The sequence below is a fragment of the Flavobacterium sp. FG19 genome (genome assembly GCF_057809475.1).
The window spans coordinates 1-24262 of the sequence record NZ_JBMDKA010000024.1 but is presented as its reverse complement, the minus strand read 5'-3'; the positions used below and the strand labels follow the sequence as shown (position 1 = coordinate 24262).

The 24262-nt window shown below is 35.8% G+C and carries 20 protein-coding genes; 14 read left to right on the top strand and 6 right to left on the bottom strand.

All coding sequences use genetic code 11. The features are described from left to right. Nucleotides 1–209: 209 nt before the first annotated feature. From ACODST_RS20725 to ACODST_RS20715, 3 genes are all read left to right on the top strand, one after another. Nucleotides 210–2756 carry an ATP-dependent Clp protease ATP-binding subunit gene (locus ACODST_RS20725; RefSeq protein ID WP_488933995.1) on the top strand — a complete coding sequence of 849 codons (2547 nt, stop codon included), beginning with the start codon at nt 210–212 and terminating at the stop codon, nt 2754–2756. Nucleotides 2757–2896: 140 nt separating this feature from the next. Further along, a complete protein-coding gene (rimK, locus tag ACODST_RS20720) occupies nt 2897–4264 on the top strand; it encodes a 30S ribosomal protein S6--L-glutamate ligase (protein ID WP_488933994.1) in 1368 nt (455 codons plus the stop codon). 108 nt (nt 4265–4372) lie between these two features. Continuing rightward, nucleotides 4373–4894 (top strand): DUF421 domain-containing protein, encoded by a 522-nt coding sequence (locus tag ACODST_RS20715; RefSeq protein ID WP_488933993.1) that lies wholly within the window; start codon nt 4373–4375, stop codon nt 4892–4894. Nucleotides 4895–4931: 37 nt separating this feature from the next. On the opposite strand, the gene ACODST_RS20710 is transcribed toward ACODST_RS20715, so the two are convergent. The 4 genes from ACODST_RS20710 to hutH all read right to left on the bottom strand — a co-directional run bounded on the left by ACODST_RS20710 (nt 4932) and on the right by hutH (nt 10018). Continuing rightward, nucleotides 4932–6296 carry an SMI1/KNR4 family protein gene (locus ACODST_RS20710; RefSeq protein ID WP_488933992.1) on the bottom strand — a complete coding sequence of 455 codons (1365 nt, stop codon included), beginning with the start codon at nt 6294–6296 and terminating at the stop codon, nt 4932–4934. Nucleotides 6297–6439: 143 nt separating this feature from the next. After that, on the bottom strand, nt 6440–7780 hold the full coding sequence (locus tag ACODST_RS20705) for an inorganic phosphate transporter (RefSeq protein WP_488933991.1): 1341 nt from the start codon (nt 7778–7780) through the stop codon (nt 6440–6442). Between the two features lie 30 nt (nt 7781–7810). Further along, nucleotides 7811–8455, bottom strand: a complete 645-nt coding sequence (locus tag ACODST_RS20700; RefSeq protein ID WP_008462731.1) for a DUF47 domain-containing protein — start codon at nt 8453–8455, stop codon at nt 7811–7813. A gap of 48 nt (nt 8456–8503) precedes the next feature. Next, nucleotides 8504–10018 carry a histidine ammonia-lyase gene (gene hutH, locus ACODST_RS20695; protein ID WP_488933990.1) on the bottom strand — a complete coding sequence of 505 codons (1515 nt, stop codon included), beginning with the start codon at nt 10016–10018 and terminating at the stop codon, nt 8504–8506. A gap of 623 nt (nt 10019–10641) precedes the next feature. On the opposite strand from hutH, the gene thrA reads away from it, so the two are divergent. From thrA to ACODST_RS20665, 6 genes are all read left to right on the top strand, one after another. Then, entirely contained in the window at nt 10642–13089 is a 2448-nt protein-coding gene (gene thrA, locus ACODST_RS20690) for a bifunctional aspartate kinase/homoserine dehydrogenase I (RefSeq protein WP_488933989.1), read from the top strand. A 215-nt stretch (nt 13090–13304) separates the two neighbouring features. Beyond that, nucleotides 13305–14228, top strand: coding sequence for a homoserine kinase (locus ACODST_RS20685; RefSeq protein ID WP_488933988.1), 924 nt, complete (start codon nt 13305–13307; stop codon nt 14226–14228). 130 nt (nt 14229–14358) lie between these two features. Further along, nucleotides 14359–15648, top strand: a complete 1290-nt coding sequence (gene thrC / locus ACODST_RS20680; RefSeq protein WP_488933987.1) for a threonine synthase — start codon at nt 14359–14361, stop codon at nt 15646–15648. A gap of 156 nt (nt 15649–15804) precedes the next feature. Further along, a complete protein-coding gene (locus ACODST_RS20675) occupies nt 15805–16473 on the top strand; it encodes a hypothetical protein (protein WP_488933986.1) in 669 nt (222 codons plus the stop codon). Between the two features lie 114 nt (nt 16474–16587). Then, the gene (locus tag ACODST_RS20670) at nt 16588–16848 is read left to right on the top strand and encodes a hypothetical protein (protein WP_488933985.1); all 261 of its coding nucleotides are present in this window, start codon (nt 16588–16590) and stop codon (nt 16846–16848) included. Further along, nucleotides 16845–17507, top strand: a complete 663-nt coding sequence (locus tag ACODST_RS20665; RefSeq protein WP_488933984.1) for a hypothetical protein — start codon at nt 16845–16847, stop codon at nt 17505–17507. Before ACODST_RS20670 ends, ACODST_RS20665 begins: the two co-directional genes overlap by 4 nt. A gap of 223 nt (nt 17508–17730) precedes the next feature. Here the strand turns inward: ACODST_RS20665 and ACODST_RS20660 are convergent, their stop codons facing one another. Beyond that, nucleotides 17731–18114, bottom strand: coding sequence for a helix-turn-helix domain-containing protein (locus ACODST_RS20660; protein ID WP_488933983.1), 384 nt, complete (start codon nt 18112–18114; stop codon nt 17731–17733). Between the two features lie 311 nt (nt 18115–18425). Between ACODST_RS20660 and ACODST_RS20655 the strand changes: the two genes are divergently transcribed. From ACODST_RS20655 to ACODST_RS20640, 4 genes are all read left to right on the top strand, one after another. Then, entirely contained in the window at nt 18426–18902 is a 477-nt protein-coding gene (locus tag ACODST_RS20655) for a hypothetical protein (RefSeq protein ID WP_488933982.1), read from the top strand. A gap of 99 nt (nt 18903–19001) precedes the next feature. After that, nucleotides 19002–19373 carry a hypothetical protein gene (locus tag ACODST_RS20650; protein WP_488933981.1) on the top strand — a complete coding sequence of 124 codons (372 nt, stop codon included), beginning with the start codon at nt 19002–19004 and terminating at the stop codon, nt 19371–19373. Nucleotides 19374–19537: 164 nt separating this feature from the next. After that, on the top strand, nt 19538–20488 hold the full coding sequence (locus tag ACODST_RS20645; RefSeq protein WP_488933980.1) for a hypothetical protein: 951 nt from the start codon (nt 19538–19540) through the stop codon (nt 20486–20488). A gap of 428 nt (nt 20489–20916) precedes the next feature. Then, entirely contained in the window at nt 20917–21423 is a 507-nt protein-coding gene (locus tag ACODST_RS20640; protein ID WP_488933979.1) for a GNAT family N-acetyltransferase, read from the top strand. A 381-nt stretch (nt 21424–21804) separates the two neighbouring features. Here the strand turns inward: ACODST_RS20640 and ACODST_RS20635 are convergent, their stop codons facing one another. Next, nucleotides 21805–22377, bottom strand: a complete 573-nt coding sequence (locus tag ACODST_RS20635; RefSeq protein ID WP_488933978.1) for a Crp/Fnr family transcriptional regulator — start codon at nt 22375–22377, stop codon at nt 21805–21807. A 238-nt stretch (nt 22378–22615) separates the two neighbouring features. Between ACODST_RS20635 and ACODST_RS20630 the strand changes: the two genes are divergently transcribed. Then, complete coding sequence (locus ACODST_RS20630) at nt 22616–23731, top strand: pectate lyase family protein (RefSeq protein WP_488933977.1); 1116 nt, start codon at nt 22616–22618, stop codon at nt 23729–23731. Nucleotides 23732–24262: the final 531 nt, after the last annotated feature.

The following is a 24262-nucleotide window of genomic DNA, read 5'->3' as shown; positions in this document are numbered from 1 at the left end:
CGGTTTTTAAAAATTTTTTCAGCTATTTACTTACACTTATTTAAATGATTTATTAACAACTTTATTTTGGGTTTTAGTTAATAAATTAAGCGTTTTTTAACTGTTTAATTGTTATTTTTTTTGTCAATTAGCTGACAGCAGATCCCGATAGGTACGATTTTTGTTTTTCAACCAGTAAATAATTAAATTTACACTACCAATTATATATTATGGATGATAATTTTTCACCAAGAGTAAAAGATGTTATTACGTACAGTAAAGAAGAAGCCCTTCGTTTAGGACACGACTTTATTGGTACTGAACATCTGATGCTGGGTATTTTAAGAGATGGTAATGGTAAAGCTATCCATATACTTAATAACCTGGCAGTTGATTTAGATCATTTACGCAGGAAAGTAGAAGTCCTGAGTCCGGCCAATCACAGCGTTGAAGTAAATACTGAAAAGAAAAACCTTCATCTTACCCGACAGGCAGAAAGAGCCCTGAAGACCACTTTTCTTGAAGCTAAAGTATTTCAAAGTTCGTCGATTAGCACTGCTCATCTGCTGCTGTGTATCTTACGAAACGAAAACGATCCAACAACCAAGTTACTGAATAAACTGAAAATAGATTATGACGTAGCTAAAGAACAATACTTAAACATGACGCCAAACGAAGAAGAATTCTTAGAAAACTTGCCAAGAAACGAATCGTACAATGACGATTCAGGACAAGATGACAGTCTAAAGGAAAGCAGTTTTAATAATCCCGCCAATAAGTCAAACAAAAAATCAAAGACTCCGGTTTTAGATAATTTTGGGAGAGATTTAACAGAAATGGCAGAAGAAGGAAAACTGGATCCTGTTGTAGGACGCGAAAAAGAAATTGAACGTGTTTCACAAATTTTAAGCCGACGAAAAAAGAACAATCCGCTTCTTATCGGAGAACCGGGAGTAGGTAAATCTGCCATTGCAGAAGGACTTGCTCTTCGAATTATCCAAAAGAAAGTATCCCGTATTCTTTTCCACAAACGCGTGGTAACTCTTGATTTAGCGAGCTTAGTTGCCGGAACTAAATACAGAGGACAGTTTGAGGAAAGAATGAAAGCCGTAATGAACGAGCTGGAAAAAAACGATGACATCATTCTTTTTATTGATGAAATCCACACCATAGTAGGTGCCGGAGGAGCAACTGGTTCACTGGATGCTTCCAACATGTTTAAACCTGCTTTAGCAAGAGGTGAAATTCAGTGTATTGGTGCTACTACTCTGGATGAGTACAGACAGTATATTGAAAAAGACGGAGCCTTAGAAAGACGTTTCCAAAAAGTAATTGTAGAACCAACTTCTGTTGAGGAAACAATTGCCATTCTGAACAACGTAAAAGACAAATACGAAGATCACCACAATGTAACGTATACACCGGAAGCTATTGAGGCCTGTGTTAAACTTACAGACCGTTATATGTCTGAGCGTTTCTTACCAGACAAGGCTATTGATGCTCTTGACGAAGCGGGTTCACGTGTACACATTACGAATATTGATGTTCCAAAACAAATTTTAGATTTGGAACGCCAGTTAGAAGAAGTTCGCGAAATGAAGAACATGGTAGTTAAAAAACAGAAATATGAAGAAGCTGCCAAACTTCGCGATGACGAGAAACGTATTGAAAAAGATCTTGCTACCGCTCAGGAACAATGGGAAGAAGATTCTAAAAACAACCGAATTGAAGTTACAGAAGATAATGTAGCCGATGTTGTTTCGATGATGACCGGAATCCCTGTAAACAGAATTGCACAAACAGAAAGCAACAAATTAGCCAAATTACCTGAATTAATTCAGAACAAAGTAATCGGTCAGAATGATGCGGTTCTTAAAATTGCACGTTCTATTCAACGTAACAGAGCCGGACTTAAAGATCCTAATAAACCAATTGGTTCCTTTATTTTCTTAGGTCAGACCGGTGTTGGTAAAACACAGCTGGCTAAAGTACTGGCTAAAGAACTATTCGATTCTGAAGATGCTTTAGTTCGTATTGATATGAGCGAATACATGGAGAAATTTGCGATCTCCCGTTTAGTTGGAGCGCCTCCGGGATATGTTGGGTACGAAGAAGGCGGTCAGTTAACCGAAAAAGTTCGTAGAAAACCATATTGCGTAGTACTTTTAGACGAGATCGAAAAAGCACACCCGGATGTATTCAATATGATGCTTCAGGTTTTAGATGACGGATATTTAACCGACAGCTTAGGTCGTAAAATTGATTTTAAAAACACGATCATTATTATGACTTCAAACGTGGGAGCCCGTCAGTTAAAAGACTTCGGACAAGGTGTTGGATTTGGAACTGCCGCAAAAGTGGCACAGGCTGATGAAAATTCTAAAAGCGTTATCGAAAATGCTTTAAAGAAAACTTTTGCCCCTGAGTTCTTAAACAGAATTGACGACGTGATTGTATTCAACAGTTTAGAAAAAGCAGATATCGATGTGATTATCGAAATCGAATTGAAAAAACTATATTCACGTATTGCCGAGTTAGGTTACAAATTAACCTTAACAGACAAAGCAAAAGCCTTTATTGCCGAAAAAGGTTTTGACAAACAGTTTGGTGCAAGACCGCTTAAGCGAGCCATTCAAAAATATGTTGAAGATTTGTTAGCCGAAGAAATCATCACTTCAAAAATACATTCAGGTGATGAAATCATGATGGATTTAAAAGAGGATTCACAAGAACTTTCAGTAGAGATACACAAAGCCGAAGAGCCGACAAATCAATAAATTAGTTAAAATTTATAACAAAAATAACTTACCCGTTACGTTTTCATAACTTAACGGGTATTTTTTTTGGATAATTTACTATCTTTAGTAAAAGCAAATAGCTATTTTTGAATTTAAATTCTTTAACAAAAAAACAAAATATGCTTCAAAACAAAGTCATTTTAGGCAGCGAAGAATGGTGCTCATTTCCAGAACTTGGAATCCCGACAATAAAGGCTCGTGTCGATTCTGGTGCCAAAACTTCGGCAATGCACGCTATCAACATAGCTCCTTTTATAAAAAATGATGCCAATTGGGTAAAATTTGACATTAACCCGATTCAGAATAACATTAAAACTATTATTCACTGCGAAGCTCCTCTGGTTGACAAAAGAATTGTAAAAAGTTCCAGTGGTTACAGAGAACATCGTTACGTTATTCAGACCCATTTAAAAATTGGCGATGCCAAATGGCCAATCGAAATGACTTTAACCAATCGTGATTCTATGGGATTCCGAATGCTTTTAGGACGTGAAGCCATGAGTGGAAGGGTTTTGGTAGATCCGGAACAAAAATATCTTCTGGGACAGCCTTCGCCTGAAACTTTAAAAGAATTATACCAAAACTCAGAAAAAGCAACCACAGGTTTACGAATTGGTCTTCTGGCCAGTAATCCTGAATTATACAGCAACAAACGTATTATGGAGGCCGGCGAAATGCGCGGCCATGAAATGCATTTCCTGAACATCAAGGAATGTTACATGAAACTGGACGCCAAAAAACCTGAAATACACTACAGGGGCGGGAAAATCCTAAACGAATTCGATGCTATTATTCCGAGAATCCGACCAAGTATTACTTTTTACGGCTGTGCATTAACACGTCAGTTTGAAGCTTTAAAGGTTTTTGTTTTAAATTCAGCTACAGCGATTACACAATCAAGAGATAAATTATATTCGTTACAGTTACTTTTAAACAGCGGAATCGATATTCCAACAACCGGATTTGCCAATTCTCCGCTCGATACCGACAATTTAATTAAAATGGTTGGCGGTTCCCCTCTGATTGTAAAATTATTAGAAGGAACGCAGGGAAAAGGGGTTGTTCTGGCAGAAACTAAAAAAGCGGCAGAAAGTGTTATTAATGCTTTTAAAAGTTTAAATGCCAACATTCTGGTGCAGGAATTCATCAAAGAAGCCAATGGAAAAGACATTCGCTGTTTTGTGATTGACGGAAAAGTAGTCGCCGCCATTCAGCGTGAAGCGATGCCGGGCGAATTCAGAGCCAATATCCACCTTGGCGGAACTGCATCGGTCATAAAAGTGACTCCTGAAGAGAAAAAAATCGCCATTAAAGCCGCAAAAGCAATGGATTTAAAAGTAGCCGGTGTTGACATTATCCGTTCTTCAAAAGGACCTTTATTACTGGAAGTAAACTCTTCTCCGGGCCTTGAAGGAATTGAAGGCGCCACCAATAAAGATGTTGCCGGAGAAATGATTAAAGCCATTGAAAAGAATTTTAAGTTGTAATTAAGTTCATTTAAACTTAATTCTTAATCTATAATTTACAAGCTTTGTCGAAGTTTAAAACTTTGACAAAGCTTTTTTCTTTAACTTTAATAAACAAAAAATAGCAAAATGATACAATTTCCATACTTAGACATAATCATCCGAAGCGTTGCTGTCTATTTTTTCATGACGATTGCTTTGCGAATCTTTGGCAAAAAAGAACTTTCTCAATTAAACACGGCCGATATTATCCTGATTCTGCTCATCAGCAATTCAGTTCAAAACGCTATGGTGGGTCCCGATACCAGTCTTGCCGGAGGTTTAATCGCGGCGCTGGTTTTATTTATAATCAATTTTGCGATCAAAAAATTAACCCGCAGATATAAGACTTTAAACAATCTATTACTTGATAAACCTGAAGTCCTAATTCACGATGGAAAACTGGACTTTAAAGCTTTAAGCCGATTAGATATTTCTCATGAAGAACTAAAAGAAGCCGCACGCGAACATGGCCTGGAGCATTTAACTGATATAAAACTTGCCATGCTCGAAATTGACGGAAGTATCAGCATCATTTCTAATGACCAAAAACATCTCAAACAAACGCATTATAAACGTAAACACAATCACAAAGATCTCCAAAAGCCTTAAAAAGAGAGCCGATTTCAAATGGAAATCGGCTCTCTTTTTAATAGTTATCTAAATTCGTTTTTTTGATTGTTTCATTTGTTAACCCAAAAGAATTAAGCCGTTGATTTAAGTTTACTAAAATATGATCTTTTTCTTTTGGAAATCGTTCTGCAATATTTTTATAATGTTTTAAAAGCCTGGGATCTTCTACTCCATTTAAAGCCTTTAAAACCGTGTGAATAACTCTATCTGAAATATCGCTAAGCCCCACTGCAAAAACAGCGGTGTAATCGGCTTTATTCTTCAATTGACCTAAAGTATAATAAGCACTAATTCTAATGTTTTCATTTTTATTAGAAGTAAAAGGAATAAGAATATCACCGTAATCCAAATTCGTTTCTTTCAGCAGATAAGTACAAAATCGAAACATTTCTTCATCATTTATTACATCAGCATTTGACCTGATCGTTTCTAACCAATCAGAACTTTTATCTTTTGCATACCAAAATACACACTGAAAAACGTCTAACAAACTAACTTTTGTAAAATCAAGCAAATGAGGATAAGCTCTTTCATAATCAAATTTAGTCAAGATTTGAAGTAGTCTTTTCTGAATTGCACCGGAGTTGATTTTATACTGCTCTTCTACTAAATTAATGGTTCCGAAATCAAGATTTTTCTTTTTTAAGATCCCAAATAAGCAGTTCATTTTAGTATCAATTGAATCCGTTGAAAAATATACTTCCAAAATATGACTTACGGTCCCTCCCAATGTATAATCAAAGAAATCAGCATCAAAACCTTCAGCTCCTTCTGTAATTTCATCCAGCCAGTGTTCATACCAATCCAAAAAATTAGATTCAAATGCAAAGTAAGGTTTACGTCTGTCAATATCAATATTTACGACCTTTCCCTTAAATTCTCCATTTAAAACAAGTCCGTAATAATACGTACAGCCTTCCGTACCAAGAGGTAAAATGCCGGAGAAAATTTTCCCTAATTCATCTTCGAAATCTTCATCAGAAATATCGTCATCAATTCTCTTATTGAGATCTTCCCAAAAATCATTACTCATTTCGGGATAAAGCCTACAATCTTGTTTTAAATATTTCTCCGGATTACTATAAACAAATTCTGCAACATTTTTTCCAAGAGGAAATATCCCATAACCTGGCCCGGCTGCAGATTTTTCATATGATTTTCCACCATTTCCAACATTTAATAAAAATGCCTTATAACATTCAGGAAGAGAAATTTCATAGTCCTTTTCAAATTTCAAAATAACATCCTCACCTACCACTTTTCCCACCACATATTCATGACTATCTGCCCCAAACACTTCAAAATCTGCATCTTTCTCTTGTGCCAAAAAAAGCTTTATTTTTATTCTTTCTATTTGCTTTAAAGTTTTTTGATCTGTCATAAAACGGATTTTAAATTGGAATCAAATATATTACTTTACCAATTAATTATTTAAACCCAAAAAGCCGATTTCAAATTGAAACCGGCTTTTACTATTTTAAGAAAATGAGCATTTACATCTCACATTTCATCATAATCATTTTACTAAATAAATACACTCAGTATAAAGTAAACCAAACCTGCTAATATAGCTGAAATTGGAATGGTCAAAATCCAGGCCCAGACTAAACTTACTGTAACCCCCCAGCGTACTGCAGAAACACGTTTTGTTAATCCAACACCAATAATAGATCCTGTAATAGTATGTGTTGTACTTACCGGGATTTTTAAGTGTTCTGTAAAATAAAGCGTTAAAGCTCCGGCAGTTTCAGCAGCCACACCTTCAAACGAGCTTACTTTTGTAATTTTAGAACCCATTGTTTTTACAATCTTCCATCCACCGCTTAAAGTTCCGGCTGCAATTGCAGAATAACAAGCTAACGGAATCCAGCCCGGCATTACTCCTTTAACACCTAAATCTTCATTTGGCAGAACCACATCTAACCAGGCATCCATATGAACTCCGGGATTGGTATTGATATAAACCGCAACCGCAGCTGCAATAATACCCATTACTTTTTGAGAGTCATTTCCTCCGTGCCCTAAACTAAATGCCGCAGAAGATAATAATTGCATTTTCTTTAAAGCCGCATCTGCCTGATGTAAGTTCAGACTACTGAATATCAAACAAAACCCGCTGACAGTTAAAACAATAAAAGCAACTAAGAACCATTTAATATTATGTGAATCAAATACTACACTCCAGAAATGAGAGTCAAAACGAGGTTTACCATGCTCTACAATTTCATCATAAGAAACCATCTGAACGTAAACAAACCAAATAGTTGCAAGCATTAAAGCTACAGTAAAGATTTTAGGTCCAATACTTTTTCGGGAAGCGTTTAATAACCAAATTGAAATTAAATACGATGCCAGAGCTCCTAAAAGCGGGGCTAAAACAATAAAAGCAATAATGATAATAACTCCCGAAGGCATTCCTCCGTCTTTTCCGGCCTTATACCAGCTTACAATTTCATACCAGTAATGCGTTGCCCCGTCTTCTCCAACATAACCGGAGAAACCATGAACTGCTATTGCATGCGCTACTGCAGCACCCGCAAAACCTCCAATAAGTGTATGAGAAGAACTCGAAGGAATTCCTAACCACCAGGTTAATAAGTTCCAGCAGATTGCGGCTATAACTCCGGCTAAAATTACTACCAGGTTAATTTCCATGGTATGAGCTGTTTTAGCAACAGTATCTGCAACACCAAATCCGAAAACCCAATACGCCAGAAAGTTAAAAAATGCTGCCCAGACAACCGCCTGAAAAGGTGTCAGCACCTTTGTTGCAACAACAGTCGCTATAGCATTGGCCGCATCATGAAAACCATTGATGTAATCAAAAATTAAAGCCAGTACTATAATTAAAATAAGTATAGTCATAAGATTATAACTTCAGAATGAAAAATTGAATTAAGAATGTTTTACAGAAATAGATTCCAGTATGTTCGCAACACTCTTACATTTGTCTGTTGCAGATTCTAAAACAGATAATACCTCTTTGTATTTAATGATATTTTTAGCATCTGTTTCGTTTTCAAAAATTTCAAAAACTGCTTTGTTATATACGTTATCAGACTTGTTTTCAAGTTTATTGATTCTGGCACAAGCGTCTTTAATAACTTTAAAATTTTGTAGATTTCTCAACTCTTTAACCGCACTGTCAATATTCTGACAAGCTTCAAGGTTGATTTCTGTCATTTTTCGGATCGATTTGGTAATCTTATCAACCTGATACAATCTCATACGGCTGGATGCCCCGTGAAGGTAATCGGCAACGTTATCGATAGAAGTAATTAATGTATGGATATCTTCTCTGTCAAAAGGAGTAATAAAGTTTCTGCTTAACTCTAAGTTAGTCTGACGGGTAATATCCTCTCCTTTTTGTTCTAATTCGTCAATCTTTTGAAAAAGAATTTCTCTTTCTTTTAATGGAAGGTTTACAGCTTCGTGTAAGTTAGAAGCTAATTCAATTAAATTGCTTGAAGCCTCTTCAAAAAGTGGAAAGAATTTCTTGTCTTTCGGCACTAAAAATTGGAAAATACTGTTTATTGACATTTTTATATTTTTGATAGTGCAAAATTACTTCAATAATATTTTACAATGTTAAGCCATTGTTAATAAATCGTTTTCTATTTGGAAACTCTCAAGGAATAACACCGTGTTTTCTATGTCATTATGTAAGATTCGGTCCTCTTTTACAAAAGGCACTACTTCTCTGTAGCTGCTCAGGAACATTTCGATAAAATCACTTGATTTCAGAGGCTCTCTGTAAGCTATAGCCTGTGAAGCATTCAGTAATTCGATCGCTAAAATACGCTCCAGATTATCTAAAATTCGTAAGGCTTTTGTTGCTCCGTTCGCTCCCATGCTCACATGATCTTCCTGACCGTTACTGGAAACAATACTATCAATACTTGCCGGCGTTGCCAATTGTTTGTTCTGACTGGCAATACTGGCAGCTGTATACTGCGGAATCATAAAACCAGAATTCAATCCCGGATTATCTACTAAAAACGCCGGAAGGTTACGAAGTCCGGAAATTAACTGGTAGGTTCTTCTTTCTGAAATACTTCCTAATTCAGCCAAAGCGATTGCCAGAAAATCTAAAGCCAATGCCAAAGGCTGTCCGTGGAAATTCCCTCCCGAAATAATCTGGTCCGCTTCTGTAAATATATTAGGATTATCGGTTACGGAATTAATTTCTGTTTTGAATACTTTTCGAACATAATCAATTGCATCTTTGGAAGCACCGTGAACCTGCGGCATGCAACGGAAAGAATATGGATCCTGAACGTGTTTCTTTTCCTGAACGATAATTTCACTTCCGTCCAAAAATTCAGTGATACGCTGTGCCGTTACAATTTGTCCTTTGTGCGGACGTATATAATGTATCAATTCGTTAAATGGCTCAATTCTTCCGTCAAAACCTTCTAAAGAAATAGTTCCGATTAAATCGGCGAGATACGAATATTTATAAGCCTTAATTAAAATATGAGCACCGTAAGCACTCATAAACTGCGTTCCGTTTAATAAAGCCAGACCTTCTTTGGACTGTAAAACGATTGGTTCCCAGTTAAAATGTTTTAAAACTTCAGCAGAAGCTGTTTTCTTTCCTTCAAAAAACACCACTCCTTCTCCAATTAAAGGCAGAGATAAATGTGCCAAAGGAGCCAAATCTCCCGAAGCACCAAGTGAACCTTGAGTATAAATTACCGGAAGAATATCATGATTATAAAAATCTACTAAACGCTCCAATGTTTTAAGCTGCACTCCGGAATGTCCATAACTCAAAGACTGAATTTTAAGTAAAAGCATCATCTTTACAATTTCAGACGGCACTTCCTCCCCTGTTCCGCAGGCGTGCGATTTTACTAAGTTTTCCTGAAGTTTTGATAAATTTTCATTCGAGATTTTCACACTGTAAAGCGAACCAAAACCGGTATTAATACCATAAATAGGCGCCGTATGCGATGCCATTTTTTTATCTAAATAATCACGGCATTTCTGAACGTTTACTTTAGCTTCTTCAGACAATTCTAATGATTTATGCTGCGATAAAATCTCCTGCAGTGTTTCTAATGTTATGGTTTCAGTACTTATATAATGGATTTCTCTCATGATGTTTTTCAAATTAAGATGTCAAAATTCAACAAATCCATATTAAAAAGCAACATTTTATCACAATAATTAAAAATTCACCACAAGGCGATTCAGGACCTTTATTCATTTCATAATTGTGATCTCAGGAAATCAGTGTGATTTTCAATCGTATTTTTATTAAAACTCAAATCATTGCTTTTCAAAATCTCAATTTCAAACCAGCCGAAATATATCAAAACAACAACTTAACATATTTAATTTTAACAAATGCTCAATATTGAATTATAGAGATTTAAATTATTAAAATATTCGCAAAAAGCCTTTTTAGGTTTTTAACTTTTATAAAAAGCTGTACTTTTGAAAAATCAAAAATGAAAAATAACAGCACTACATATTACGCTACAACGACAGTTCTAACCGGAACTGCAATTGCTGTTACCATTACTTCTACAACAACTACTACCCCTTAGGGGTATACATTTTTACATATAATCCGGATTTGTCTATACTTTTTTCTTAAAAGAAGAAAGGTATTGGATACATGAAAAACATTTACAAAGAAAAAAAAGTCGCAGTTTTCAGTTTACAGTTGGTAACCTTTGTTACTCAAAATCTTTGAAACTTATTAAAAATATCAAAAAATGAAAGTATTAAAATTTGGCGGAACTTCGGTAGCCAATGCTCAAAATATAAAACTCGTTCTCGAAATTGTTAACCAAAAAGCCAAACAGGATCAATTAGTTGTGGTTGTTTCTGCCCTTAGTAAAGTAACCGATTTATTACAGTCGGCAGCGGCAAAAGCGGCGGCAAACGACGAAAGCTTCAGAGATGTAGTAGCTGAGATCGAGAAAAAACACCTGGATACCTTAAAAGAACTCATTCCGGTAAGCGAACAAAGCAGTCTTTTAAGCCATGTAAAAAGAATCATCAATCACTTAGAAACTTTATTTGACGGTTGTTTCTTACTGGGCGAATTATCACCAAGAACAGCCGACACTATTTTGAGTTTTGGTGAATTACTTTCCTCCTTTATAATTGCTCAGGCATTTCAGCAAACTGAAAAAGAGGCCGCTTATAAAGACAGCCGGGAATTAATTAAAACAGACAATAACTTCGGAAAAGCAGCGGTTAACTTTGAAATTTCCAATAAACTGATTCAGAATTATTTTGCCGGAAATCAGTCTAAAATTACTATACTTCCGGGCTTTATTGCACAGACTTTAGACGGAATTACTTCGACTTTAGGACGAGGCGGTTCTGATTATACGGCCGCTATTATTGCCGGAGCTGTTGATGCAGAACAACTGGAAATCTGGACAGACGTAAACGGAATGTTTACTGCCAATCCAAAAATTGTAAAACAGGCACAGCCAATTGCGAATATTTCGTATCAGGAAGCCATGGAGTTGTCGCATTTTGGCGCCAAAGTGTTGTATCCGCCTACTATTCAGCCAGTTCTTAGAAAAAACATTCCCATTTTAATCAAAAATACTTTTGAACCGGAAGCCGTAGGAACTTTAATTTCGGATACTGTTCTTTCAAAAGACACCGTTGTAAAAGGAATCAGCCATATTGATAATATTTCGCTTTTAACACTTGAAGGTCCTGGAATGATAGGAGTTGCGGGTTCGTCAAGACGTTTGTTCGAAGTATTGTCTCAGGAAAAAATCAACGTAATCTTTATTACTCAGGCTTCTTCTGAACACTCCATTTGTATTGGAATTTTAAATTCGGATGCTGATAATGCCGAAGCTGCTATTAATAAAGCTTTTGAAATTGAAATTGCCCAAAACAAAATCGACCCTTGTTATGTAGAAAAAGATCTTTGCATTATTGCTTTGGTGGGTGAAAACATGAAAAATCACCAGGGTTTAAGCGGAAGAATGTTCAGTACTTTAGGAAAAAACAACGTAAACATTCGTGCGATTGCACAGGGTGCTTCTGAAAGAAACATTTCGACTGTAATTAACGAAAGAGACGTTAAAAAAGCCCTGAATACTTTACACGAGAATTTCTTCGAAGAAAACACCAAACAGCTGAATTTGTTCGTAATGGGAGTTGGAAATGTGGGAGAAAAATTCATCGAGCAGATTCACAGCCAGAAGAAATTCTTAAAAGACAATCTGAAAATTAATGTTCGTGTTATTGCTTTGTCTAATTCCAGAAAAATGTATTTTGATGAAGACGGAATTTCATTAAAAGAATGGCAAAATGTTTTAGATAAAGGAGAACCGGCAAGCATTGAAGAATTCATCCAAAAAGCGAAAGACCTGAATTTACGTAACAGTATTTTTGTGGATATTACAGCTAATGCGACGGTTTCTGAAGCCTACGAGAAATTCTTAAAAGAAAGTATTGCAGTGGTAACCTGCAACAAAATTGCCTGTTCTTCTGCTTATGATAATTATAAAAAACTGAAAAGCCTGTCTCGTCAATACAACGCTCCTTTCTTGTTTGAAACGAATGTTGGTGCGGGACTGCCAATTATTGATACTGTAAAAAACCTTATTGCTTCTGGCGATAAAGTGCATAAAATCCAGGCGGTTTTATCTGGAAGTCTGAACTTTATTTTCAACAATTTTGACGAAAACAATTCTTTCCACGATGTAGTAAAAGAAGCCGGAGTTCAGGGATTCACCGAACCAGATCCAAAAATCGACTTAAGCGGAATTGACGTAGCACGTAAAATCCTAATCCTGATTCGCGAAAGTGGTTACGAAATGGACATCGACGCGATTGCCAACGAATCGTTTTTACCTGCCGAATGTTTAGCCACAACAAATAACGACGATTTCTTTGCCTCGTTGATCAAACACGCTTCGCATTTTGAAGGTATTTACAACGAAGCTTTGGCCAAAGATTCAAGATTGAAATACGTTGCGCAATTCGAAAACGGAAAAGCAAGCGTTGGTCTGCAATTTATTCCAAAAGATCATCCTTTCTATAATTTAGAAGGAAAAGACAATATAGTATTGTTCTACACAGATCGTTATGTAGATCAGCCTTTATTGATCAAAGGAGCCGGAGCCGGTGCTGCGGTAACAGCATCAGGAATTTTTGCTGACGTGATACGGATTGGAAATGTATAGCCGCTAAGGCACTAAGACGCTAAGTTTTTAAGTTTTTCCTTTGAGACTTAGCGCAAAAATAAAAAAGCCTTTGTGTCTTAGCCTTTGCGGCAAAAAACCAAAGCCTTAAAAAAATAAAATAAACTTTGCGTCTTAGCGCCTTCGTGGCAAAAACCCAAAGCCTTAAAAAAAATAAAACTTTGTGACTTTGTGCCTTCGTGGCAAAAACCAAAAAAATGAAAGAAATAAAATTATTCTGTCCCGCCACAATTGCCAATCTTTCGTGCGGATTTGACGTATTGGGACTTTGCTTAGACAATGCGGGCGATGAAATGATTGTTCGAAAAGTCGATCAAAAAGGAGTTCGAATTACTAAAATTGTCGGTGCCGATCTGCCTTTGGAAACCGAGAAAAATGTTTCCGGAGTTGCGGCTTTGGCCATGCTCGAAACATTAGACGAATTGGACTTTGGATTCGAAATCGAAATTTATAAAAACATCAAAGCCGGAAGCGGAATCGGAAGCAGTGCTGCCAGTTCTGCCGGAGCGGTTTTTGGGATTAATGAATTATTGGGAAGACCATATTCCCGTAAAGATTTGGTTCAGTTTGCGATGCAGGGCGAGAAATTGGCCAGCGGAAACGCGCATGCCGACAACGTGGCTCCTGCCCTTTTAGGCGCTTTTACTTTGGTAAGAAGTTATTCGCCTTTGGATATTATCAGAATTGACAGTCCGGAAGAATTATACGCAACGGTTGTTCACCCGCAGATTGAGTTAAAAACTTCTGACGCCCGTTCGGTTTTAAAACAAAACGTTTCGCTAAAAAGCGCCATCACGCAATGGGGAAATGTTGGCGGATTGGTTGCAGGTCTTTACACCAAAGATTACGATTTAATAGGAAGATCACTTCACGACGAAATCGTTGAACCAGTTCGAAGCGTTTTAATTCCAGGATTCGACCAAATCAAACAAACAGCTTACGAAAACGGTGCTTTAGGTTCCGGAATTTCAGGTTCCGGCCCGTCGATTTTCGCTTTAAGCAAAGGAAAAGAAACCACCGAAAAAATCGCCAAAGCCATGAGCGACGTGTACGAAAAAATGAATTTACCTTATGAAATTCACGTTTCGAAGATTAATCCAGACGGCGTAAGAATTATTTAAAATGAGTCCTTAGTCCCTAGTCCTTAGTAATTAGTCGAAAAGACTGAGACCAGTAACTAAGGACTAATCACTAAGAACTAAGAACTAAGAACTAAGGACTAGGGACTAACCAACTAAGAACTAAAAAAAAATGAAATACTACAGTTTAAACCATAATGCCCCAAAAGTTTCTTTTCAGGAAGCCGTTATACAAGGATTAGCCACTGACAAAGGATTATATTTCCCGGAAAGTATTACACCGCTTGATCCTTCTTTTTTTGATAAAATCGAAAGTTTAAGCCATGAAGAAATCGCTTTTGAAGCAATCAAACAATTTGTCGGCGACGAAATCCCGGCAGAAAAACTAAAAGAAATCATTGCCGAAACTCTGGTTTTTGATTTTCCTGTTGTGAAAGTCGAAAACGGAATCTATTCCTTAGAATTATTCCACGGCCCAACAATGGCGTTTAAAGACGTTGGAGCGCGTTTTATGTCGCGTTGTCTGGGTTATTTCAATAAAGACAAAAAAGAAGCTAAAAACACCGTTTTAGTAGCGACTTCCGGAGATACAGGCGGAGCGGTTGCGAGCGGATTTTTAGGCGTTGACGGCGTTGATGTTGTTATTTTATATCCGTCTGGAAAAGTGAGCGATATTCAGGAAAAACAATTGACTACTTTAGGGCAAAATATAAAAGCGCTTGAAGTTGACGGCGTTTTTGATGATTGTCAAGATATGGTAAAAAAAGCATTTTTAGACGAAACTTTAGCGCACAAAAACCTGACTTCTGCAAACTCTATTAATATTGCGCGCTGGTTGCCACAAATGTTTTATTTCTTCTTTGCTTACAAAGCGTTGAAAAGCCAAAACAAACCTTTAGTTTTCTCTTGCCCAAGCGGCAACTTCGGGAATATCTGTGCCGGAATTATGGCAAAGAAATTAGGTTTGCCAATTGAACATTTTGTTGCTTCTACAAACGTAAACGACACGGTGCCAAGATTCTTAGAAAACGGAAAATACGACCCAAAACCTTCTAAAGCCACAATCTCTAACGCCATGGACGTTGGAAACCCAAGCAACTTTATTAGAATTCAGGAATTGTACAACAACGATTTAAAAGCTTTCGAAAAAGACTTTTCTTCTTATAGTTATACCGATGAAGAAACTTTAGTTGCTCTAAAGAAAATTTATAACACAGACGGTTATATCGCAGAACCGCATGGTGCTGTGGGTTATTTAGGTTTGAAAAAAGAACTGGAAAAACACCCTAACGCCATTGGTATTTTCTTAGAAACGGCACATCCAATTAAATTCTTAGATGTGGTGGAGCCGGCGCTAGGAATTACACTTCCTATTCCTGCTCAAATTGAGAGCGTTATTAATGAGGAGAAAGTTAGTGTGAAGATTGGGACTTATGAGGAGTTGAAGAGTTTCTTGGGGTAACTAATTTATATTAAGCATAAAAAATGGCTGGAATTTATTTTCAGCCATTTTCTTTACTAATTATCCTAACATAGAACTCGGGTTCCATCATTCACCATAAAATTTTAAAAATTGGCAAGAATATATATATATATTTGAATAACAAGAAAACAAAATATGAAAAAAATACTTGAAGATATCAAAACCTTTTTAGCCGAAATTGTTGGACTTATTGGCGGACTTATTTGGGCAAAAAATACAAATTGGGATTATGAACCAGTAATTTTAATATCATTATCATTATTAGGAATTATAATATTTGTACTTATAAAATCAATTCCATCAAATGGAGAAAGACCTTTTGTTGAACTAGAATTAATTTCAAACACAAGTTTTAGAAAAGCTCGAGAAATTATTCCAAATGTAAGTCCCAGAAATGAAAACGGAAATTATATACAAGAAGAAAATGGAATATATTATTATGAAATTGAACATAAATTTGATTTGATTATTAGGAATAATTCTGTTCAAAATGCCTACAATGTAAAAATCTATGTTCCCAAAGTTGCTTTCCTAATATTTATAAATGATACTAATTCTTTAGAACCATTAACAATTCAGAATCCAAGAACAATAAAAATGATTTATCGTATTGGAAAAGGTATGACACATTCTAAAGCAGAAGAACTTTTGAATAATAAGCTTACTGAAGATTTAAAAAATGCTATTATGGTAATTGAATATCAAAATGAACAACGCAAAACCTATTATTCAAAATTCACACCATTAAATACAAATGAACTTTTGGGGAAGAAACCCAATCTGGATCATTATAAAATAATATAAAAGTACATCTACTTTTGCATTTGAGATGATTTGGCACATCCGAAAATAGGGCTTAACTTAGTCACAAACCCTTTTTAGCAATAGCTGTCACCTGTAATTTTAAAAAAACTCACAATGAAAAATATAAAAATTCAAGAAAGTAAGCTTCAGTTAACCAACGGAAACACAGGGAAAATTGCTGTTTTAATCTATATCGGTGATGGAGATCCTGTTTTAGAGCTAGATAATGCTGTTTCACAGTATGTGGGCAATGAACTTTACAGTCAGTACATTGATATAAATATGGATAACCCGTGGTATCGAATAATTATTGATGGAATCAATGAAATGGAACAGGCAAATTTTGATCCAAAAATACACGGAATAAAAAAATGAAAATAGATTCTATGGGTGGCGCGATAGCGCATTGGTTAGGGTTTCAAGAAAAAATTGGCAGATCATTTATGATGAATGAGGATGCAATAAAATATCCATTGGCTGATTATTTAGTTAATGACGGAGGATTCAATTTGGATGTAATCGAATTGCAACGTGCTCATCCGAATTTCTCAAAGCGGTTAATTGATTTAACAATTTTAGATTCTCCGAAATCCTCAATTATAAGAAATGCCTTTGAATTAAAACTAGCAAAACCTGAAACTCGTCAAGCGAAAGAACAACAAAGAATTTTCAATGATATTATTCGAATGCATTTAGCTAGAAAATCTTCGACTGAAGAATGTTATTTTATAATTACGGGAAAAAGTATCTATTTTGAACGGGACTTTAAAAACTTTGAGATCGGTAACAAAAAATTTTATCATAAATGGTTTTCTTTCGTTAAAAATAAAGATCATCATTTTCTAGTCAAAACGGAAACAGAAACTCTTTACAAAGATATATACGATGAATTTAAAAATAAGTATAAAAATAATTATTCTGGAACTGGTGGGACTTTAGATTTACCTTCAAGTATAACCACAAGATGCATTTTCGTTACAGCTTTTAAAGCACAGCTTGTACCATATATGACTGCAATTTGGTCCATAAAATAAAAACTGCTAGCCAAAGATTAGAGGCTGAATTTAATGATCCTTTTGCATCTGAATAAGTAGTCTTTAAATATGTTAAGACTTATTTGATTCTTTGCCAATTCGAGCATCAACTATGTCGCACAAGAAATTCAAAACCAATTGGAACGCTCATCACACTAACAATAGAACAAAAAAAAGAGACCTATCAAAGATCTCTTTTCAATTTAATATATCTTCAAAACAATTATTTCCCGTTCAATAACTTCTCCAAATACTCCACTTTATCTTTTTCAGCTTGCACCAAACGTTCGTAAAGTTCAACCACTTTATCTAAAGGATTAAAAGTACAATTACAATTGTAAACTGCACTTTGATCTTGAAAAGTATTTCCAATAATATTAAAAACCGCTTCTTCCGAAAAGTTTTTAATGGCTTCTACAGAAACATCAAGAGCTTTTGCTATCTCAATTAGTTTTTGTTCGTCAACCGTTTCGCTGTTTTCGATAGAAGAAACAGTCTGCTGGCTTATTCCTAAAGCATAGGCAAGAGCTTCCTGCTTCATATCTTTAAGCTCTCTAATACGGCTTATATTTCTGCCGATATGTTTGGGTTTTATTGCTGTACTCATAATTCAAAGATATTTAAAATTCTTAAACGAAAATTAATTTCGGTAAAAAACAAACTTGTTTTTGTAAGATACTATTTTCATTATTTATATAAACTATTGTTTACTAAGCCTGCTAAAAACTAAATCTAAAATTTAGACGCGGATTTTACGGATTCGTTATCACGAAAACGCGAATTAATACGAATTTTAAATATACAAAGCTTGTAAATTCGTTTTTATCAGCGTTCTAATTCGTTTTTTTTAAGATACTGTTTTCTTTTTAAGTTTTGAATAAGTTTATTATGTTTGACTAAAAAATAACCAAATTCAATATGGGCACAAACATTGTTCTGATCTTTTTAGCATTAGTTATTATTTCGCTTCTCTGTTACCCAAAAATTCAATCCTGGATTGATTACTATAAAGAACAAAGAGCCATAGAATTTAAAAAAAGAACAGGTCTTGATTTATGGTCTCTTTTTAGATTATCGGCACCTACACCATTTTTCTGGGGTTTAGAAAAATTCATCTTCAACCCCACTATTTTCTACTTCGATGAAAATAATTTATACCTAATAAAACCGAATGAGCCTTTAATTAAATATCCTCTCTCAACAATTATCGAAGTGAGAAGAACTATGGTTACCATTAACAAAAGAAGAGTCTGGAAAATAATTGTAGACAATGCAGGCCAGCAATTCATTTATAAGCTAAGAGCTTATAGCAACTTTAGTCTTTTTTTAGAAAAAGTAAGTGAAAATCCAAATGCAATTGTAGACGACAGATATATCTGGGGAATATTTGAGTAACCCAGGACTGGCACGTGCGTAACACTCGTTAACACAAAGAAATTCAAAAACCAATTGGAACGTTCACAAACGCAGCATCCAACCGCAAAGTTAAATGGTATGAAACGAATTAAACCGGAAGAATTAACAGCCAATTTAAGTAACGAACAATTAGAAATTTTAGCCGAAATGTTGGGTGAAACACCTGTATCTAAAGAATGGATTGAATGCCATGAAAAATTGACCGATTCACAATTATTTCAGGTTCACAACAAACTTGGTGAATTAATCGACAGAAAAGAAAAAGAACGCTTAAACGCGATGACAAAAGAAGAAAAGGAAAAAGAAGATGAAAAATGGAAAATATGGCGGGAAAATTTAGACCCTGATGGTTTTTATGGCAACATGGGACAACCTGTTACAGTAGAAGATTACAAAAACCGATACGGCGTTTATCCTGCTGGTTATGATGAAAACGGAAATAAACTCTAATGTTTTCTTTAATATAGTAACTTAGCATTTTACAAGTCAGATCACTATGTTTGGTAAAGTAAAAATCTTATAGAGAAAAACTTTCTTAAAATAACATTGCTTTTTATTAATCCCATACTTTTCCGGAAAACCTAAAAAAGATACTGATCACAAAACCACATCAAATGAAAAAAGAACTGGCAGCCTCTCTTATAATTCTGGTATGTTTTATCTTCTCGGTTACTTATGCCGATGAAATTTTCAGATCTTTTAACTACGGCTACTATAAAAATGCCAATATGCTGCTGGTGGTGATACAGTCTTTGTTGTTCTTTGGAATAAAAATACTGCCGGAAAAAAGCAGGTTTAAGAAAATTGGAAAAATATTTTTCATTCTCATCAGTATCCTGTTTCTGATTTTATTCGTGATTTATTACAAAAAAATGGGCGTATTGTTTTTTCTACAGTCTGTATTAGCAGGTCTGCTTGCCTTTTTCTGCACAGATTCCGGAGAAAGTACGAAGGCTAAAACGGCTGTTTTATTGCGGATTTTTGCTTTAGTCGCATTTATGGGCGCTGTTATTTTTCGTTTTCAGGACTTTAGCTATGACAATTCCAATCTCATCGGATTTTTTATAGCGCTGGCTGCTGCTTTATTTCTGATCAATATGGCGCAGATCCTGAATCCGGTTTCAAAAAAAACAAGTATCAAAATTTACGGAAGTATGGTGGTTTATTATATGATGATAATGATCTGGGCCAAAGACCTCTACATTTCAAAAGACTTTATGTTTCATGGAAGCAGACTCACCTACTCTTATGCTTTGTTTGACAATACTTTTGAAAAACTCCTGGGACAGACTCCTGATGCTGAAATCGTGGATAATGAAAACCGAAAAAAATACAGTGCCAGCGAATGGATGCTCAACAAATGCAGCCTTTACAGCTACTATACAGAACGTAATCAGCAGTCGGCTTACCTGAAAAAACTGATAATCGAAGTAGTCAAAAACGATTTTGATTACTATAAAGAGTATACAAAGACCTTTGGTACTGATACCGTTAACATAGACACCATTATCCAAAACCAGTATTTTTTGTTTAAAACACAACGTCACGACTGTATAACCTGCTAAATATAAAAACAGTTGTCCTGAATATAATTTTCACTTTATGGAGCATTTTTTTCTACTGCTCTTAATTGTTCAAATGCTGTTTTACGGCCTGATAGATTATTTTAAAATCAAATACGGCCGCTACGTTATTCTGTCCGTCTTTCTTTCCCTTTTTTTAATCGTACTTCCTGTTTATTTTCGTTTACCGGAAGAAAACACTTTACAAAACTGCTGCGAATGTTATAATCCGTTTGGTTATTTTACCGAAAACTGGAATATGGGTATGACAATCGTTGTGCTAGCACATTTTAGTTACTGTTATATCCTAAACCGAAAAGCCAAAACTGTTAAACCCTGATTTCGGGAAAAGTTCTTTTTTATTATTTTTTACTTTTGTTTTCGTCTTTAAATAAAAGACCAATCAATAAAAAATAATTTCATCAATCGCAATGATTACAAAATCGACCCTGCAGGACATTCCGGCCTTAGTAACTTTAATTAACTCCGCTTACCGAGGCGAAACTTCTAAAAAAGGCTGGACCACCGAAGCGCATTTACTGGAAGGAAAAAGAACCGACGAAACCGAAATGACGGAAATCTTCCTGAATCCAAAAAATACGATCCTGAAATATACAGAAAGCGAGAAAATCATCGGTTCGGTTTTATTGGTAGAAAAAGGACACCAATTGTACTTAGGAATGCTGACCGTTTCTCCGGAACTTCAAAACGGCGGCATCGGGAAAAAACTTTTGGCAGAAGCCGAAAATCACGCTAAATCTTTAGGACTATTGAGTATTATCATGACCGTTATTTCAGTTCGGGAGGAACTTGTGGCCTGGTACAAACGTCATGGTTATGTTGATACAGGTGAAAGAGAAGCTTTTCCGGAAAGCGATATTCATACTACCGTTTCAGAAGTGCCATTGGAGTTTATCTATTTAGAGAAAAGGCTTTAAGATTTTTTACTGGCACTAAGTTTCTTTTTGCCACAAAGGCGCTAAGGCACTAATTTTTTTTTAACCTCGCAAAAACGCAAAGAAAAATAAAACCATATAAGTCAATTAAGATAATTTAAGCTTGCTCTAAAATAAACTTATATGACTTATATGGTTAAGAAAAAAGTTTTACGACTTTGCTCCCGATGACTATCGGGATTTCGAGATTTTTTCATGTGAGTTAGACGCACTGCGGTGCGTCTCTACTAAGATATTCTGCTTCACGCAGATTTTGCAGATTTGAGCAGATTGATAAAAAATCTGCAAGATCGGCTTAAATCATATTAAAATCTGCGTGAAAAAACCTTTGTTACTTTGTCTCTCTGAACCTTTGAACCTCTATCAGGAAACCGCTCTCTTAATCTTCGATAAAAACTCATGAGAAACGCCCAGATACGATGAAAGGTTTTTGTTGTTTATAGACCGAATCTTCTGCGGATAACGTTCTTTAAAGTCCAGATAACGCTGTTTGGAAGTTTTGTTGAGCACATCGAGCAGCCGCTGCTGTATCGCAATATTGGCCCGTTCGATCATCAGGACGTGAAACTGCATCAGCTTGGGGATTTCTTCAAACAACTGGGCTTTTTTGACTTTGCTGATGACCAGAATTTCACTGTCTTCAATCGCTTTGATGTTGTAAGTGGTCGGTTTTTGATGGTAAAAACTCTCCAGATCACACATCCATTCTTCTTCAAAGGAAAAGAAAATGACACTTTCGGTTCCGTTTTCATTTAAGATATACGTCTTAAAAGAACCTTTTAAAATGAATCCCTCATAACTGTTATGAGAATCCTGAATCTGCAGAAACTGATTCTTTTTAAGTTTGATCAGTTCTGCTTTTGAAGCAATGGTATTCCATTCTTCATCAGTGAGCGGAATTTTTCGCTCAATGTTTGTTCGCAGTAGGTTGTACATGTTGTGGTTTTTTTTTGGAAATTTTTTCTCAATTACTTCTCTATTAGGGGCTTCGAAATGTAATCGATTACGTAAAAGTAATTTTATTTCTACATTTTTGTAAATCAACAATTGTTAAAAATACATTTTTCATGGCATTTTTTTTAAAAGTTTGAACTTGTTCAACTTTTTTTAGGTGTTTTATAACCAGATTTGTGCTGTTAAAATTTTTACACAAAAAACCAAACTTAATTGAACTATGAAAATTAAAACAACAATCGCAGTGTTTATGACAACACTATTTCTAAGTTTTACAGCATGTAATACCGAAGAAATCACTTCAGCCGAAAATGAAAGTGCGGCTATCGAAACCACTACTCCGACAAGTTCCGGAAGTGCAACCGCCAAAATTGGAAACTGCTCCGAAGTTCCGGGCTGGGCTTCGCAAAACGGAAGCACTACCGGAGGAGGTTCTGCTTCTGAAACTACGGTTACTACTTACGCACAGCTGAAATCGGCTATTGAGAACACTGCTGTAAAAGTGATCAAAGTATCCGGAACGATTACGGTTACTACCCGATTATCGTTTCAGGACCAGACAGGAAAAACCATTTATGGTGCCAGCGGTGCTAAACTGGTTTCTACCAATCAGACTAAAGACGGGTCTGGTATCATCAACATTAAAAGATGTAAAAACATCATCATCAGAAACCTCATCTTTGAAGGTCCGGGTGCTTATGATACTGATGGCTGGGACAACGCAATTCTGGACGAATGTACTAATGTATGGGTAGACCACTGTGAATTCAGAGACGGCGTTGACGGAAACTTCGACATCAAAAACAAATCAGATTATATCACGGTTTCGTATTCTAAGTTCCATTACCTAAAAGCTCCAAAAGCGGGCGGTTCAGGCGGAACAGACGATCACAGATTTTCTAACTTAATTGGTTCAAGCGATGGCGCAACAGGCGACCGCGGAAAGTTAAGAATCACTTTTGCAAGATGCTGGTGGGCTCCGGGCTGTAAAGAAAGAATGCCAAGAGTTCGTTTTGGAAAAGTACATATTGTAAACAGCTTCTTTAATAGTACCGTAAGTAACAAATGTATTGCCGCAGGTTTTGAAGCTAATATTCGTGTAGAAAGTAATGTTTTTGAAGGTGTAAAAAATCCAATTGATTTAATGACAGGTTATACTGCAGTAACTGTTACCAGCGATAATGTATTTACAAACGTAACAGGAACTAAAGTTGGAAGCGGAACTGCATTTACACCGCCATATTCTATACTAAAATTAAGTGCAAGTGCTGTTAAAGCTGATATTACTGCTAATGCAGGACCTACTCTGGGCGGCAATATCTGCGGATCTTTTTAAATTGGAATTAGTTTTTAGTTTTTTAAAACCACGGATTGCAGTGATGCAGTTCGTGGTTTCTTTTTTCTTGCCGCTAAGGCGCTAAGGCACAAAGGTTTTTTCTTTTTACCGATCTCGTTTTTACTATTTGTTCATTTCGACGTAAGGAGACCCGAGCGTTAGCGAACAGGCGAAGCAAATCTCCACGAGAAGCTCGACAAAGATTGGCGACTCACGTTGCGGAGTTACTTGCGAAGATTTCTCGTTCCTCGAAATGACAATATTGGAGATATTCCTTTAAAAAACTTCGCATCTCTGCTCCCGATGACTATCGGGATTGAGAAATTTTTATACTTGGTGTTAGACAAAATACTCTACATCTCTACTGAATACTCAAAACCTAAATACTGAACACTAATATGCGTCTCTACAGAAAACCCTTTGTCACTTTGCCTCTCTGAATCTCTGCCTCTTTTTTAAAGCATAAAGGCGATACGTTTTTTATTTACCATATAAGTTATATAAGATAATGTAAGCTGGATCTAAAATGAA

Excerpts from the sequence above, each read along its gene's own strand:
- hutH (WP_488933990.1), bottom strand. The coding sequence starts at position 10,018 with ATGAGAGAAATCCATTATATAAGTACTGAAACCATAACATTAGAAACA.
- ACODST_RS20710 (WP_488933992.1), bottom strand. The coding sequence starts at position 6,296 with ATGACAGATCAAAAAACTTTAAAGCAAATAGAAAGAATAAAAATAAAG.
- ACODST_RS20705 (WP_488933991.1), bottom strand. The coding sequence starts at position 7,780 with ATGACTATACTTATTTTAATTATAGTACTGGCTTTAATTTTTGATTAC.
- ACODST_RS20630 (WP_488933977.1), top strand. The coding sequence starts at position 22,616 with ATGAAAATTAAAACAACAATCGCAGTGTTTATGACAACACTATTTCTA.
- thrC (WP_488933987.1), top strand. The coding sequence starts at position 14,359 with ATGAAATACTACAGTTTAAACCATAATGCCCCAAAAGTTTCTTTTCAG.
- ACODST_RS20645 (WP_488933980.1), top strand. The coding sequence starts at position 19,538 with ATGAAAAAAGAACTGGCAGCCTCTCTTATAATTCTGGTATGTTTTATC.
- ACODST_RS20670 (WP_488933985.1), top strand. The coding sequence starts at position 16,588 with ATGAAAAATATAAAAATTCAAGAAAGTAAGCTTCAGTTAACCAACGGA.
- ACODST_RS20665 (WP_488933984.1), top strand. The coding sequence starts at position 16,845 with ATGAAAATAGATTCTATGGGTGGCGCGATAGCGCATTGGTTAGGGTTT.
- ACODST_RS20655 (WP_488933982.1), top strand. The coding sequence starts at position 18,426 with ATGGGCACAAACATTGTTCTGATCTTTTTAGCATTAGTTATTATTTCG.
- ACODST_RS20675 (WP_488933986.1), top strand. The coding sequence starts at position 15,805 with ATGAAAAAAATACTTGAAGATATCAAAACCTTTTTAGCCGAAATTGTT.
- ACODST_RS20700 (WP_008462731.1), bottom strand. The coding sequence starts at position 8,455 with ATGTCAATAAACAGTATTTTCCAATTTTTAGTGCCGAAAGACAAGAAA.
- ACODST_RS20650 (WP_488933981.1), top strand. The coding sequence starts at position 19,002 with ATGAAACGAATTAAACCGGAAGAATTAACAGCCAATTTAAGTAACGAA.
- ACODST_RS20685 (WP_488933988.1), top strand. The coding sequence starts at position 13,305 with ATGAAAGAAATAAAATTATTCTGTCCCGCCACAATTGCCAATCTTTCG.
- thrA (WP_488933989.1), top strand. The coding sequence starts at position 10,642 with ATGAAAGTATTAAAATTTGGCGGAACTTCGGTAGCCAATGCTCAAAAT.
- ACODST_RS20660 (WP_488933983.1), bottom strand. The coding sequence starts at position 18,114 with ATGAGTACAGCAATAAAACCCAAACATATCGGCAGAAATATAAGCCGT.
- ACODST_RS20725 (WP_488933995.1), top strand. The coding sequence starts at position 210 with ATGGATGATAATTTTTCACCAAGAGTAAAAGATGTTATTACGTACAGT.
- ACODST_RS20715 (WP_488933993.1), top strand. The coding sequence starts at position 4,373 with ATGATACAATTTCCATACTTAGACATAATCATCCGAAGCGTTGCTGTC.
- ACODST_RS20635 (WP_488933978.1), bottom strand. The coding sequence starts at position 22,377 with ATGTACAACCTACTGCGAACAAACATTGAGCGAAAAATTCCGCTCACT.
- ACODST_RS20640 (WP_488933979.1), top strand. The coding sequence starts at position 20,917 with ATGATTACAAAATCGACCCTGCAGGACATTCCGGCCTTAGTAACTTTA.
- rimK (WP_488933994.1), top strand. The coding sequence starts at position 2,897 with ATGCTTCAAAACAAAGTCATTTTAGGCAGCGAAGAATGGTGCTCATTT.